The sequence below is a fragment of the Streptomyces sp. NBC_00190 genome (genome assembly GCF_036203305.1).
Taxonomy (GTDB): Bacteria; Actinomycetota; Actinomycetes; order Streptomycetales; family Streptomycetaceae; genus Streptomyces.
Genome location: NZ_CP108131.1, coordinates 6,354,655 through 6,369,566 on the forward strand (window position 1 = coordinate 6,354,655; position 14,912 = coordinate 6,369,566).

The following is a 14,912-nucleotide window of genomic DNA, read 5'->3' on the forward strand; positions in this document are numbered from 1 at the left end:
TGAGCCGGACGACGACGACCGAACCGACCGAACCGAACGAGACGGCCGAACCGACCGAGACGAGGAGAGGTGGCACGACGGTGAGCCTGAGCACGGTACGCCCGGCGGCCGGACCGGCGGCGGTCCACGAACCGGCGACACGCATCCACGAGTTCATGCTGGCGGCGGCCAGGACCGCACCGGACAGCCCGGCCGCCTGGGAGGCCGGCCCGGACGGCTCCGCACGCGTGCTGACCTACCGGCAGCTGGAGCGCAGGGCCCACGACTACGCGGTCACCCTGGACTCGCTCGGCCTCGACATCGGCGACCGGGTGATCCTGGAGTCGGACAACTCCGCCGCCGCCGTGGCCGTTCTCCTCGCCTGCTCGATGCTCGGGCTCACCTTCATCCCGGTGAGCCCGGAGGTCCCCACCCCGCGGCTGCTGGCCATCGCCGCCACCGCCGAGCCCGCCCTGCACCTGCAGACGGTGGACGGCAAGCGCGAGGAGGTTCCACAGTCCATCGGCACGGCCCGGTTCGGCCCGGACGGGATCACCGTGGAGCGGGCTCCCGCGCCCCGTACCCGGCACCGGCGCGAGGCGGTCGGCACGGACGCCGCGTACATGATCTTCACCTCGGGAACCACCGGGCGCCCCAAGGGCGTGGTCATGAGCCACCGCGGAGTGCTCTCCTTCTACCGGGGCATGCTCCAGCACTCCATCGTCACGGCCGAGGACCGGCTCGCCACCACCTCGCCGCTCCAGTTCGACTTCGCGCTGCTGGACATCGGGCTCGCGCTCGGCTCGGGCGCGCAGCTGATCCCCGTACCGCGCGAGCTGATGCACTGGCCGCGCAGGCTGCTGCGCTTCCTCACCGAGACGGGCGCCACGCAGGTGGACGGCGTGCCGTCCATCTGGCGGCCGGTACTGCGCCACGAGGCCAAGGGGCTGGCCGCGCTGGCCGGCCAGCTGCGCGGGGTGCTCTTCTCCGGCGAGGCCTTCCCGCTGCCTGAACTGCGGCAGTTGCAGAGCCTGTTGCCGCGGACCCGCGTCGTGAACTGCTTCGGCCCCACCGAGGCGATGGCCTTCTCCCTCACCGACGTGCCGAACCCGCTGCCCGAGGGCGCCGACAAGCTGTCCATCGGATTCGCCTACCCCGGCGCCGAGATGCTGCTGATCGACGAGGACGGCAGGCCCGTCGAGGAGCCGGGAGCGGTGGGCGAGATCCACCTGCGCGGACCGTCGCTCTTCACCGGCTACTGGGACGACCCGGAGGCCACGCGCGCCGTCCTGGTGCCCGATCCGCTCAACCCGAGGTCCGGCCAACTGGTCTACAAGTCAAATGACTTGGCATACCGGGGCGAGAGTGGTGAGCTGTACTTCGTCGGCCGGTCCGACCTCCAGGTCAAGATTCGCGGCAACCGGGTGGAGCTGGGGGAGATCGAGCGCCGGCTCCTGGAGTTCCCGGGCGTCGAAGCGGCCGCGGCGGTGGTGCGCCCGCGGCAGGGCGACGACCCCGAGCTGTACGCGTACGTCGTCCCGGCCCGCGGGTTCACCGCCGACCCCCTCGTGATCAGCGCGTTCTGCAAGCAGACACTGCCCGAGTACATGGTTCCGCGGAAGGTCGGCCTGATCCCCGGCCTGCCGCTCACCCCCAACGGCAAGACCGACCGCAGGGCCCTGGCGGCGCGCGCCGCGGAGGAGGGCTGACCCCCGGCCCGGCCCCGCCCCCCGGTACAGACCCCTGCTCCGACCCCTGTTCCGACCCCTGTCCTGACCCCTGTTCGCGTCCGGACGCTCCCCCCGCATCCCCGCTTTCCGTTCACTGATACGTACGCCCCGTCCCGACAGCATTGGACAGCCCCCATGACCAGCTCCCTGAGCGAGAACGACAACACCGGACCGGAGGTTAAAGCGGGCCGTAAGGAATGGATCGCCCTCGGCGTTCTGCTCCTGCCCGTGCTGCTCGTCTCCATGGACCTGACGGTCCTCTACTTCGCGATCCCCTCCATCAGCGAGGACCTGAAGCCGTCCGGCAGCGAGCAGCTGTGGATGATCGACATCTACGGCTTCGTCCTGTCCGGAGTCCTGCTCACCATGGGTGCGCTCGGCGACCGCATCGGCCGCCGCCGCCTCCTGCTGATCGGTGCCGTGGTCTTCGGCGGCGGCTCCCTGCTCGCCGCCTACGCATCCAACCCCGAGATGATCATCATCGCCCGGGCCCTGCAGGGCATCGGCGGCGCGACCCTCATGCCCTCCACCCTGGCGCTGATCCGCAACCTGTTCCGCGACCAGACCCAGCGGCGCACCGCCGTCGCGGTGTGGTCCACCGGCATGGCCGCCGGCGCGGCGCTGGGCCCCGTGGTCAGCGGCGCGCTCCTCACCGGCTTCTGGTGGGGTTCGGTCTTCCTCATCAACGTCCCCGTGATGCTGCTCCTGCTGGTGACGGCGCCGTTCCTGCTGCCGGAGTTCAAGGACGCCGCGGCCGGAAAGTTCGATCCTGTAAGCGCCGCGCTCTCGCTCGCCATCGTGCTGCCGGTCATCTACGGCTTCAAGAAGATCGCCGTGGACGGCTTCGCCGTCACCCACGTCGTCGCCATCGCGGTCGGCCTGGCCATCGTCCCGCTGTTCCTGCGGCGCCAGCGCACCAGCTCCGACCCGATGATCGACATCTCGCTGTTCCGCAACCGCGCGTTCGGCGCCTCGGTGACCGTCAACATGCTGGCCTGCTTCACCCTGGTCGGCTACTCGCTCTTCAGCACCCAGTACATGCAGTCGGTCCTCGGCATGACCGCGCTGAAGTCCGCGCTGTGGACGATCCCCGGCACCCTCGCCGTGGGCGCCGTCGTGCCCGTCGCCACCGTGCTCGTGCGCACCGTCAAGCCCGCCCACATCATCGGCGCCGGGTTCACCATCGCCACCCTGGCGCTCCTGATGCTCACCCAGGTGCCCGCCGAGGACGGCCTGGTCCTGATCCTGATCGGCATCATCGCGCTCGCCGTCGGGCTCACCCCGGTCCTCACCCTGGTCACCGAGCTCGTCGTCGGCCAGGTGCCGCCGGAGCGCGCCGGTACCGCCTCCGCCCTGCTCCAGACCGGCCAGGAGCTCGGCGGCGCCCTCGGCGTCGCCGTCCTCGGCAGCATCGGCGCCGCCGTGTACCGCAACAGCTCCGAGCTGGACGCCCCGGCCGGGGTGCCCGCCGACGCGCTGGACCAGGCCCGCGAGACCATCGGCGGAGCCCTGGCCGCCGCCGGCAAGCTCTCGGGCGAGGCCTCGGCCAACCTGATCGAGGCGGCCCGCGCCGCGTTCACGACCGAGGTGCACGCCGCCTCGGTGGCCGGCGCGGTCGTCATGGCGGGCGCCGCCGTGTTCGCCCTGATCGGGCTGCGCGCCGTCCAGACCGACAACCAGCGGGCCGCCGAACTGGCCGCCCAGGCCGCCCCGGTGGAGCGGGCCGGCCAGCCGGGCACCGGCACGGCCTGACGCGCAGCCGCCCCACACCCCCCACAGGCCCTGCCACAGGGCCCACCGACAGCCGCCCAGGACCTGAACCCCCGCCGGTCCTGGGCGGCTTCGCCATGCCCGGGGACCGTCCCGAACCCCTTCCCGGCCGCCGGGCGCCAGGGGCCGCCGTAAGGGTAGGGCTGGGGTCCGATCTGGGGTCCGGTGGCCGATTCCTCTCCCTAGCATCGAACCGCATTCGAGCAGACGCTCGGAACTGCCAGGCACCAGGCTGGAGGAATATCCGCATGTCCCTGCTGGCAACCGATTCTGTCGAGACGGCACGGTTCCGCGCATACGGGCCGCGGCAGCTCGACGAGATCGCCGACCGCCACGGCCTGCCCGCCGACATACGGGAGACCGTCCGGCTCGTGTCGATGGTCCTGCCCTTCCGGGTCAACGAGTACGTCCTGTCGCAGCTGATCGACTGGGACCGCATCCCGGACGACCCGATGTTCCAACTGGTCTTCCCCCAGAAGGGGATGCTCACCGAGCAGAACGAGCGGGACCTGGCCACCCTGTCCGCGGACCCCGCTTCGAAGATCGCCCTGCGGACCCTCGTCCAGCAGATCCGCGGCCGGCTCAACCCGCACCCGTCCGGCCAGAAGGAGCTCAACGTCCCCACCCGGGAGGGCGCCGAGATCGCCGGGCTCCAGCACAAGTACCGCGAGACGGTCCTGTACTTCCCGAGCCAGGGCCAGACCTGCCACTCGTACTGCACCTACTGCTTCCGCTGGGCCCAGTTCGTCGGGGACGCGGACCTGCGCTTCGCGGCGCCCGACCCGAGCGGCCTCATCTCCTACCTCGGCTCCCACCCCGACGTCACCGACGTGCTGGTGACCGGTGGCGACCCGATGGTGATGTCTACTGAGCGGCTGCGCTCCCACCTGGAGCCGCTGCTCTCCGTGGACACCGTACGGACCATCAGGATCGGTACGAAGTCCGTCGCGTACTGGCCGCAGCGGTTCGTCACCGACCCGGACGCCGACGACGTGCTGCGTCTCTTCGAGAAGGTCGTGGCCTCCGGCCGCAACCTCGCCGTCATGGCGCACTTCAGCCACCCCCGGGAGCTCGGCACCGACCTGGCGCGTCGCGCGATCGCCCGGATCAGGTCCACCGGCGCCCTCGTCTACTGCCAGGCGCCGCTGATCGCCCGCGTCAACGACGACCCGGACGTCTGGAGCCGGATGTGGCGGGCCGAACTCGCCGCCGGTTCGGTCCCGTACTACATGTTCGTGGAGCGCGACACCGGCCCGTACGACTACTTCCGGGTGCCGCTCGCCCGGGCTGCCGAGATCTTCCAGTCGGCCTACCGCACCCTCCCGGGCCTGGCCCGTACGGTCCGCGGCCCGGTGATGTCCGCGACTCCCGGCAAGGTGGCCGTGGACGGCGTCGTCGAGAACGCCGAGGGCCGGTTCTTCCAGCTGCAGATGGTCCAGGCCCGTGATCCCTCCCTGGTCGGCCGGCCCTTCCTGGCGCACTTCGACCCCGAGGCCGCCTGGCTGGACGAACTGCGGCTCGACCGCACCGTACCGGCCGACATCGCGCGTGCGCTCGCCGGACCGGCGTGGCAGGGCGAGAAGGAGCTCTTCGGGACCAAGGCGGCCGCACCGGTGGGGAGCCCGGCATGAGCGACATGCGGATGTCACCGAACCTGGCCCTCAACCAGCTGGTGGCACAGCGCCAGGCGGCCGGCGAGCCGCTGATCCACCTCGGCTTCGGGGAGTCCAGACTCCCCGCGTTCGCGCCGCTGGTGGAACGGCTCGCCGCCGGGGCGACCCGCAACGCCTACGGGCCGGTGGCCGGCTCGCCCGCGGTCCGGGGCGCCGCCGCGGGGTACTTCAACCGCCGCCGCATCCCCACCGACGCCGACCAGATCGTGGTCGCCCCGGGCAGCAAACCGCTGCTGATGGCCCTCAACCTGGCCGTCCCCGGCGACGTGCTGTTGCCCCGCCCCGCGTGGAACACGTACGCCCCGCAGGCCCGGCTGGCCGGCAAGCACCCGATCGCCGTCCCGATCCCCGAGGAGTGCGGCGGGGTACCGGACCCGGACGCCCTGCGCGAGTGCATCACCGCGGCGCGCGTGCTCGGCCGCGACCCGCGCATCATGGTGCTGACCCTGCCGGACAACCCGACCGGCACCCTGGCGTCGCCCCCGCTCATCCGCGAACTGTGCGCGATCGCCGAGGAGGAGGGGCTGCTGATCGTCTCGGACGAGATCTACCGGGACGTGGTGCACGACCCGGCCACCGAGTACCTCAGCCCCGCCGAAGTGGCCCCCGAGTGCACGGTCATCGCCACCGGCCTGAGCAAGAGCCTCGCCCTGGGCGGCTGGCGCATCGGTGTGGCCCGCTTCCCGCAGGGCCCCTGGGGCGAGTGGATCCGCACCGGAGTGGTCTCTGTGGCCAGCGAGGTCTGGTCGACGCTGGCGGGGCCCATGCAGGCGGTGGCCGAGTACGCCTTCAGCGAGCCGCAGGACGTCCGCGACAGGCTCCGGGCCAGCGCCCGGCTGCACGGGATCGTCGCGCGCGAGGTCCACCGCATCACCGTGGAGGCGGGCGCCCGCTGCCGACCGCCCACCGGGGCCTTCTACGTCTACCCCGACTTCGAGCCGGTCCGCGAGGAGCTGGCGAAGTACGAGGTGACCGACTCGCCGACGCTGGCCCGGCGGATGCTCGACCTCGGGATCGTGGTGCTCGCCGGACACCTGCTAGGCGACGAGGGGGACGCCCTGAGGTTCAAGTGCGCCACCAGCATGCTGTACGGCGAGACGGCGGAGCAGCAGCAGCTCTCGCTCGAGGCGCGGGACCCGCTCGCCCTGCCGCACGTCCGCTCGAATCTCGACAGGATCGAGGAGAGTTTTCAGCGGCTGATCCCCTGACCGTCTTCTGCCGCGAAAAGAGAAGCGGCCCGACTTGGATGTGAAATCCTCGTCGGGCCGGTCGGTGGACCGATTTTCTCACGCGGCGGATTCGGTTTCGGTTATCAGGGTTTTCCAGAGGACGTCCGGGCTCGCGAAATTCTCCAGTTTCAGCGCGTCGTCCAGGAAGCGGACGTCGTAGGCGCCTTCCAGGGCGGCGAGCAGTTCGACCGTTCCCATGGAGTCAAGCCCCAGGTCACGGAGTTGTGTGTCCCCGGTCAGTTTCTCGTCGGGGGAGAGGTAGGGCAGGAACGGGCGAATGACGGCTTCGAAAGCGCCGTCCCAGGTGTGATTCGTGAGTTCTGGCATACGGGAATGATGGGGGCGGCCGCCAACGGCTGTCAATGCATCCCGGAAATGCGCCCGGAAAGCGTCCGGAAAAGAGCTTGCCGGTAATTCTGGCGAGGAGGAGCAGAAATGGAACCATTGGCGCGGACCGCGCTGCACGCACGTTTTCTGCGCGGTCTGGAACGCTCACCGCGCGGGGTGGCGGTGCGCGTCGGGAAGGAGACCGTCGACTACACGACGGTCCACGAACTGGCCCTGTCCTGGGCGGGGGCCCTGCTCGCCGCCCCCGGCGGGCCGCCGAAGGCCGTCGGCATCCTGGCGGGCCGCAGCGTGACCTCGTACGTCGCCGTCCTGGCGAGCCTGTACGCGGGACTCCCCGCGGTGCCGGTACTGGCCGACTTCCCGCCCGGCAAGATCGCCTCGATGCTCGCGTCGGCGGAGGTCTCCGCCCTCGTCGTCGACGAGGAGGGCGCGGCCCTGCTCCGGGACCCCGACGGCCTCGCCACGGATCTCGCGACGGGGCTCGGGGGCCTCCCGGTGCTCGCACCGGACCTCGGCCGCGAGCAGGCCGAGGCGCTGGCCGCCGGCGGAGCGCTGCCGCTGTTCGCCGCCCGGGAGACCGCGCTGGCACAGCCGCGGTCCGCCGCTCCCGACGACGTGGCCTACATCCTGTTCACGTCCGGCTCCACCGGCCGGCCCAAGGGCGTACGGCTCACGCACGGCAACACGGCGCACTACTTCGCGCTGATGGACGCCTGGTACGACTTCACGTCCGACGACGTCTTCTCCCAGGCCGCCAACCTCAACTGGGACTCCGCGGTCTCGGACCTGTGGTGCGCCTGGGCGGTGGGCGCCCCGCTGGTCTCGGTCTCCCCCCACGCCTACCGCGACCTCCCCGCCTTCGTCGCCGAGCACGGCATCACCGTCTGGTTCTCGGCCCCCAGCGTGATCTCGCTGTCCCGCCGCACCGGCCGCCTGGTGCCGGGCAGCATGCCCTCGCTGCGCTGGACCTACTTCGGCGGCGAGGCGCTCCAGTTCCAGGACACCGACGCCTGGCAGCAGGCCGCCCCCCACTCCGCGGTGATCAACGTCTACGGCCCGACCGAGATGACCATCACCACCCACCGCCACCGCTGGTCCCCGCAGGAGTCGACCCGGCTCGGCGTCAACGGCGTGGTACCGCTCGGCCTGCTCCACGACGGCCACGCGGAACTGCTCCTGGACGAAGCGGGCGCCCCGGCGGTGGACGAAGGCGAACTGTGGCTGTCCGGGCCGCAGTTGTCGGCCGGCTACCTGGACCCCGAGGACGGAGCGGGCAAGTACCTGGAGCGCGACGGCGTCCTGTGGTACCGCACCGGCGACCGGGTCCGCCGCCTCGCCGGAGGCGAACTGGTCTACCTGGGCCGTACGGACTCCCAGGTGCAGGTGCAGGGCTACCGGGTCGAACTGGCCGAGGTGGAACACGCACTGCGCGCCGGGACCCCGGTGACCGACGCGGTGGTCGTCGGCGTCCCCGTGGCCAACAGCACCGAACTGGTCGCCTTCTACCTCGGCGGGCAGCGCACGCCGCAGGAGTTCCACCGCGACCTGGCCGGTCTGCTGCCCGCGCAGCTGATCCCGCGCCACTACCACCGGCTGGACGAGTTTCCCCTGAACACCAACAAGAAGACCGACCGGCTGGAGCTCACCGCACGCGCTGCCGCACTGCACGGCAACCGCGTCCCGGTGACCGCCGGCTGATCGACGAACCCCATCACAGCACGGAAGAGGAAGTCCCATGCGCACAAGACCCCGGTCCCGGCAGGGAGTGGTCCGCCGATTCGCGCTGCTCGCCGTAGCCGCACTGACCGCCACGCTGTTCACCGCGCCGGCCACCAACGCGTCCTCGCCCCCGTCCTCCTGGCCGACCGGCGGCCACGACCTCCGCAACAGCCGCACCAACCCGCAGGAAACGACGATCTCCAAGGCCAACGTCGGCCGCCTCAAGGCCAAGTGGACGTACGCCACCCACGGCGACGTCTCGGCCACCCCGGCCGTGGTCGGCGGAGCCGTGTACTTCCCCGACTGGGGCGGCTACCTGCACAAGGTGGAGGCCAAGACCGGCCGTCCGATCTGGTCGCGCAAGGTCTCCGACTACACCGGTGACCCGGCCTCCGTCTCCCGGACCAGCCCGACCGTCGTCGGCGGCAAGCTCTACATCGCCGACTGGAACAAGGCCGTCCTGATGTCGGTCGACGCCTCCAACGGCAACCTGGTGTGGAAGCGGGAGATCGACACCCAGTACAAGGCGGTGCTGACCCAGTCGCCCGTCGTGCACGAAGGCGTGATCTACCAGGGGGTCTCCTCCCGCGAGTCCGAGGGCGCCCTCGACCCGGCCTACCCCTGCTGCACGTTCCGCGGCAGCGTGAACGCCATCGACGCCGCCACCGGCAACCTCCTGTGGCGCCAGTACACGACCCCCGACAACGGCGGCAAGGCCGGCGGCTACAGCGGCGTGGCCGTCTGGGGCACCCCGGCGCTGGACCCGTCGACCAACACGGTGTACTTCACCACCGGCAACAACTACACCGTCCCGCAGTCCGTCAGCGACTGCCAGACGGCCGGCCACACCCCGGCCGAGTGCTACGCACCGGACAACTACGTGGACACGGTCCTGGCCCTCGACATGACGACCGGCCGCGTCAAGTGGAACACCGGGGCCAAGCGCTTCGACGCCTGGAACACCGGCTGCATCCCCGGATTCCCGCCCAACAACTGCCCGCCGAACCCCGGCTACGACTACGACTTCGGCGACGGCGCCCACCTGTTCACCATCAAGGGCCCGAACGGCTGCCCCCGCAAGGTGATCGGCGCGGGCGAGAAGAGCGGCGAGTACTGGCTGATGGACGCGGCCACCGGCGCCGTGGTCTGGAGCGCGGCGGCCGGCCCCGGCGGCCACATCGGCGGCATCGAATGGGGTACCGCCAACGACGACAAGCGGATCTACGTCGCCGAGGCCAACTTCAACAAGCTGCCCTACCAGCTGGCCGACGGCTCCACGACGACCCGCAGCTCGTTCGCGGCGCTCGACCCGCAGACCGGAAAGATCCTGTGGCAGGTCGCGGACCGCAGCGACGGCTTCGCCTGGGGCGCCCTGACCGCCGCCAACGGCGTCGTCTTCGGCGGCTCCACCAGCGGCCGCATGTACGCGCTCGACGCGGCGACCGGTGCCTACCTGTGGGACTTCACCGCACCGTACTCGTCCAACGCGGGCCCCGCGGTCGTCGACGGCACCGTCTACTGGGGCAACGGCTACGCCCGCTTCGCCAACGGCGGCGGAACCACCGGCAGCCTCACCGAGGGCACCTTCTACGCCTTCACGGTGGACGGCAAGTGACCGGACAGGACACGTGAGAGGGGCCGGTACCCACTGGGTACCGGCCCCTCCCGTCGTCCGTGCGCCACATGTCCGGCGGGCCGGGCGGCCGACCGGGCGTCAGGCAGCCGCAGGCAGCCGCCGGCGCACCGGCCGCATCGCCGACCTGGGCGTCACCGGAACCACCTCGAAGGCGCGCGTGGTGCACGCGACACGGGTGAACAGCCCGTCCTGCCCGGACACGTACAGCCGGCCGACACCGGCCCGCTCCAACGAGGCCACCACGTCCGGCCACCGCACCGTACGGACGAAACCGTCCAGCAGCATCCCGCGCACCTCTTCGCCGGTGGTCACCACCCGGCCGTCCTGGTCCGCGACGACCGGCAGCCGCGGCTCGGACCAGGCCAGTCCGTCGAAGATCTCGGCGTCCACCCGGTCACGCAGCCCGCCGAAGAGGTACGAGTGCATGGGCGGCTTCATCGTGTACATCGACATGCCGCCCAGCGAGCGGATCCGCCGCTGCAGCCAGTCGAGTACCGACTCGTGCACCGTCAGCATCGTGAAGTCGTGGTCGACGACGCAGGACACGTCGTTCCACTCGCCGCGCTCGTCGAGCTCCTGGCGCATCAGCGCGACCTTGTCCTGCGGCACGCGCGCGATCGACTGGGTCACCAGGGCGGGGTGCTCCCGCGCGAAGTAGTCCTCCATCGTGTCGGCGAGCCGCGCCGTCATCCGTACGGCATCGGCGAAATCGAGCACTCCGCTGTACACGGCGGCGGCCCGGGCGCCGAAGCTCGGCCCCGTCACGTACGCGGGCGCGATCTCCAGCCGGTCCGTCGCCCACCGTGCCAGCGCGAGGCAGTTCACCACGAACGAGATCTGCCCGTAGAGCGAGTAGTCGCCGTCGGCCTGCTGGTACCGGTCGGCCAGCGAGAAGCCCAGCACGTCGTCGGCGATCGCGTGCAGCTCCCGCGCGTACGGGTTGACCAGCATGAACCTGGCGACCTCGGAGAAGGCGGTCGGTTGCATACCGGGGAAGACGATCGCCGCTTCCCGCGGCGTCCCGGTGTCGGTGTCGGTGTCGATGTCCATGGACCGAGGGTCGCCCGCGCGTCCGCACGCCGAGCACCCCTGCCGCCCCCTAAGGACCTGTCCGGAGGCGCCCCGACAGCCCTCGCGCAAGCGCCCCTTAAGGATGCGCGCGGAGGATCGCCGGTAAACGAGGTCCGCAGATCCACGGGCCCGCAGACGCGAGGGGATGCCGCGGATGTCAGAGTCACGCTTCGCCACCTTCACCGAACTGCTCCGCGTTCGGACGGCTGAACTCGCCGACGAGGATGTGCACATCTTCCTCCGCGACACGGTCGGCGGAGCGCAGGCCGAGCACCTCACGTACGGGGAGCTGGACCGGGAGGCGAGACGCATCGCGGCCTGCCTCCAGGAGTACGGAGTGACCGAGCAGCCCGTGCTGCTCGTCTACTCCTCGACCGCCGAGTTCCTCAAGGCCTTCGCCGGCTGCCTCTACGCGGGCGCCGTCGCGGTCCCCGTACCGATGCCGGGCGAAGCCGGCCGCGACAAGCGGCTCAACCGCACCACCGCCGTCCTGAAGGACACCGGCGCCAAGGTGGTCCTCACCGAGACGTCCGCGGCGCCCGACGTCGCGCTCTGGCTCGCCCGCAACTCCCGCCCGGACGCGGCCTGCGTGGTCACCGACGTCCCCGGCATCGGCGACCCCGACGCCTGGCGGCCCGTCACGGCGCGCCCCGACGACCTGGTGTTCCTCCAGTACACCTCCGGCTCGGTCTCCGAACCGCGCGGTGTGACCGTCTCGCACCGCAACCTCCTGGCCAACCAGGCCGCCCTGCAGAAGGTGCTGCACACCACCCGCGAGGACCGTTTCGGCAGCTGGCTGCCGTACTTCCACGACATGGGCCTCGTCGCCCACCTGCTGCACCCGGTGTGGCTCGGCAGCCACAGCGTCCAGGTCACCCCGCTGTCCTTCGTCAAGCGCCCCCTGCGCTGGCTCCAGGCCATCGACGAGTACGGCGTCACCGTCGGCGGCGGCCCCAACTTCTGCTACGACCTGTGCGTGCGGCGGGTGAAGGACGATCAGGTCGCCGGCCTGGACCTGTCCCGCTGGCGCCTCGCCCTCAACGGCGCCGAACCGGTGCGCCCCGAGAGCCTGGACGAGTTCGCCGAGAAGTTCGCCCCGGCCGGATTCCGCCCCGAGGCCCTGCGTCCCTGCTACGGACTGGCAGAGGCGACCCTCGTCGTCTCCGGCGGCGTCCCCGGCACCCCGCACGTCCGCAAGGACTTCAACAAGACCGCCCTGGAACGCGACCGGGTGATCGGCGCCGGGCCCGCCGCCACCGGCACCGAGCGCGTCCAGACCCTCGTCGGCTGCGGCGCCCCCGTCGACGTCGAAGTACGCATCGTCGACCCGCTGACCCACCACGAACTCCCGCCCGGTGCGGTCGGCGAGATCTGGCTGCGCGGCTACAGCGTCGCCCGCGGCTACTGGCAGCGGCCCACCGAGACCGTACGGACCTTCCGGGCCAGCCTCAACGACGAGGAGAGCAACTTCCTGCGCACCGGCGACCTCGGGATGCTCGACAACGGCGAGCTGTTCGTCACCGGGCGGCTCAAGGAAGTCGTGATCATCAACGGCCGCAACGTGTACCCGCAGGACATCGAATGGGCGGCGCGGACCGTGAGCCCCGCCCTGACCTTCGGCGTGGGCGCCGCGTTCTCCGTGGACGCCGGACGGGAGCACCTCGTCCTCGTCCAGGAGGTACGCGGAGCGGGCAGCGAGGAACTGCGGACCGTCGCCCAGAAGATCCAGGCCCTGATCGGCAAGGAGTTCGAGATCCCGGCGGGCAACATCCTGCTGGTCCGTCCCGGCGCCGTGCGCCGCACCAGCAGCGGCAAGGTCCAGCGCACCCTGATGCGCAAGCTCTTCCTCGACGGCGTGGTCCGCGGCGAGTACGAGGTCCTCACCCCGGACGTGTGGGCGCTGGCCCGCTCCGAGGACGTGCTGTTCGGCGAAGACCTGCTGCGGCCGGAAGGAGCCGACGGAGGAAGAAGGTGGTGACAGCCCTCCTCGGCGACCAGGCCGTGGCGCACCGGCGCGAGAGCGTCGTGCGGACCCGGGTCGCCGCCTTGGAGTCGCTGCTCGGCGACCCCTCGGACCCCGCCAACCCGGTCGGCTACACGGCGCTGCTGGAGGCGGACCGGGCCGCCGTGCCCTTCGCAGCCGGCGAGGCGCTGCTCGACGACTTCGGGATCACCGACGAGTACATCCCCCAGGCCCTCGGCGGCCGGCTCGACGGGATGGACACCCTGGTCAGGATCATGCGCCCGGTCTTCCGCCGGGACGTGGGCCTGGCCATGGGCCACGGCATGACCACCTTCATGGCCGCCTCCGACGTCTGGACCGCCGGCAGCTCCCGGCAGCGGCACTGGCTGGCCCGGCTGCTGCGCGACGGCGGCAAGGCGGCCATCGCCCAGCACGAGACCGCCCACAGCAACGACTACGTCCGCAGCCAGGTCACCGCCCGGCGCGGCCCGCACGGCTATCTGATCAGCGGGGGAAAGCCCCTCGTCAACAACCTGGAGCGGGCCGGCGCGCTGGTGCTGTTCTGCCGTACCGACCCCGCGCCCGGCAGCCGCAGCCACTCGGTGATGCTGCTGGAACCCGAGCAGCTCACCGACGCACGCGCCGCGGTGACGGCCCGCCGCACTCCGGTGGGCCTGCGCGGCTGCCGGTTCGCCGGAGTGGAGTTCGACGACTGCCCGGTGCCCGGCTCCGCCCTGCTCGGCCCGGAGGGCAGCGGCATCGAGACCGCCCTGCGCTCCTTCCAGATCAGCCGTACGGTGATCGCCGCGTCGGCCGTCGCCGCGCTCGACACCAGCCTGCGCACGGCCGTCCGCTTCGACCGCGAGCACTCCGGCGGCTGGCAGGCCCGAGGCATCGACGGGAGCCGCACCGGCGCGGCACTGACCAGCGCCTTCGTCAACCTGCTGCTCTACGACAGCCTCGCCGTCGTCGCCACCAGGGCCCTGCACCTGCTGCCCGCCGAGACCAGCGTCTACTCGGCGGCGCTCAAGTACCTGCTGCCCCGGGTGCTCACCGAGACCATGTACGACCTGTCCATCGTCCTCGGCTCCGGCTTCTACACCCGCGAGGGCAGCCTCGGCATCTTCCAGAAGCACGTCAGGGACGTACCGGTGCTCAGCCTCGGTCACGCCGGCACGGTCGCCTGCCAGGCCACCGTCATCCCCCAGATGCCGCGCCTGGCCCAGACCTCGTGGTTCCTGGAGGACGAGGCCCCCGCGGGCCTGTTCCGGCTGCGCGGCGACCTGCCACCGCTGCGCACCGACCGGCTCAGCCTCGCGTGCGGGCGGGACTCCCTCACCGCGACGATGCTCGCCGTCAGCGCGGGCATCGACGGCGGCGGTCCCGTCGAGCGCGCCCTGCGCACGCTCGCCGGCCAGCTCGTCGAGGAGTTCCGGGACGTACGCGGCCGCGTGCTCAGGCTGGAGGCGGCCGGTTCGGCGGCCTCCGCGCAGCCCGCGCGGTTCGCGCTCATGGACCGTTACGCGCTGCTGCTGGCCGCGGCCGCCGTCCTGGGCCTGTGGGACCAGGGCCGGTACGGGCCCGACCCGTTCCTCGCCGACCCGTGCTGGGCGGCGGCCGCACTGCACCGCATCGCCCGCCGGCTGGGCACGCGCGTGGCCGACCTGCCACCGGAGTGCGAGACCCGGATCCGGCACGAGGTGCAGCTCCGCTTCAGCACCCAGATCAGCTACGACCTCTACTCCACCCCCATCCCGGGCTGACCGGGCCCTGGGCCGTACGCACCGAAGGAGT

10 protein-coding genes are annotated in these 14,912 nt (G+C 71.6%); 8 read left to right on the plus strand and 2 right to left on the minus strand.

Translation table 11 applies throughout. The annotated features are described in order from the left end of the window. The first annotated feature begins 80 nt into the window (after nt 1-80). From OG429_RS29955 to OG429_RS29970, 4 genes are all read left to right on the plus strand, one after another. Complete coding sequence (locus OG429_RS29955) at nt 81-1,688, plus strand: AMP-binding protein (RefSeq protein ID WP_405922446.1); 1,608 nt, start codon at nt 81-83, stop codon at nt 1,686-1,688. A gap of 156 nt (nt 1,689-1,844) precedes the next feature. Further along, nucleotides 1,845-3,461: an MFS transporter gene (locus OG429_RS29960; RefSeq protein WP_328928361.1), complete on the plus strand. Its 1,617-nt coding sequence runs from the start codon at nt 1,845-1,847 to the stop codon at nt 3,459-3,461. 266 nt (nt 3,462-3,727) lie between these two features. After that, entirely contained in the window at nt 3,728-5,110 is a 1,383-nt protein-coding gene (locus OG429_RS29965) for a KamA family radical SAM protein (protein ID WP_328928362.1), read from the plus strand. Next, entirely contained in the window at nt 5,107-6,360 is a 1,254-nt protein-coding gene (locus OG429_RS29970; RefSeq protein ID WP_328928363.1) for a pyridoxal phosphate-dependent aminotransferase, read from the plus strand. Before OG429_RS29965 ends, OG429_RS29970 begins: the two co-directional genes overlap by 4 nt. Before the next feature lie 78 nt (nt 6,361-6,438). Here OG429_RS29970 and OG429_RS29975 read toward each other — a convergent pair whose 3' ends face one another. Beyond that, nucleotides 6,439-6,708, minus strand: a complete 270-nt coding sequence (locus OG429_RS29975) for a phosphopantetheine-binding protein (protein WP_328928364.1) — start codon at nt 6,706-6,708, stop codon at nt 6,439-6,441. 108 nt (nt 6,709-6,816) lie between these two features. On the opposite strand from OG429_RS29975, the gene OG429_RS29980 reads away from it, so the two are divergent. Together OG429_RS29980 and OG429_RS29985 are read left to right on the plus strand one after the other, a co-directional pair. Then, nucleotides 6,817-8,427 carry an AMP-binding protein gene (locus tag OG429_RS29980; protein WP_328928365.1) on the plus strand — a complete coding sequence of 537 codons (1,611 nt, stop codon included), beginning with the start codon at nt 6,817-6,819 and terminating at the stop codon, nt 8,425-8,427. A 37-nt stretch (nt 8,428-8,464) separates the two neighbouring features. Continuing rightward, on the plus strand, nt 8,465-10,063 hold the full coding sequence (locus tag OG429_RS29985) for an outer membrane protein assembly factor BamB family protein (RefSeq protein ID WP_328928366.1): 1,599 nt from the start codon (nt 8,465-8,467) through the stop codon (nt 10,061-10,063). Between the two features lie 99 nt (nt 10,064-10,162). Here OG429_RS29985 and OG429_RS29990 read toward each other — a convergent pair whose 3' ends face one another. Then, nucleotides 10,163-11,134 (minus strand): ACP S-malonyltransferase, encoded by a 972-nt coding sequence (locus OG429_RS29990; protein ID WP_328928367.1) that lies wholly within the window; start codon nt 11,132-11,134, stop codon nt 10,163-10,165. A gap of 175 nt (nt 11,135-11,309) precedes the next feature. On the opposite strand from OG429_RS29990, the gene OG429_RS29995 reads away from it, so the two are divergent. Both OG429_RS29995 and OG429_RS30000 read left to right on the plus strand, forming a co-directional pair. Further along, nucleotides 11,310-13,133, plus strand: coding sequence for a fatty acyl-AMP ligase (locus OG429_RS29995; protein ID WP_328928368.1), 1,824 nt, complete (start codon nt 11,310-11,312; stop codon nt 13,131-13,133). Beyond that, a complete protein-coding gene (locus OG429_RS30000) occupies nt 13,130-14,881 on the plus strand; it encodes an acyl-CoA dehydrogenase (RefSeq protein ID WP_328928369.1) in 1,752 nt (583 codons plus the stop codon). The genes OG429_RS29995 and OG429_RS30000 overlap by 4 nt, the downstream gene beginning before the upstream one ends. Nucleotides 14,882-14,912: the final 31 nt, after the last annotated feature.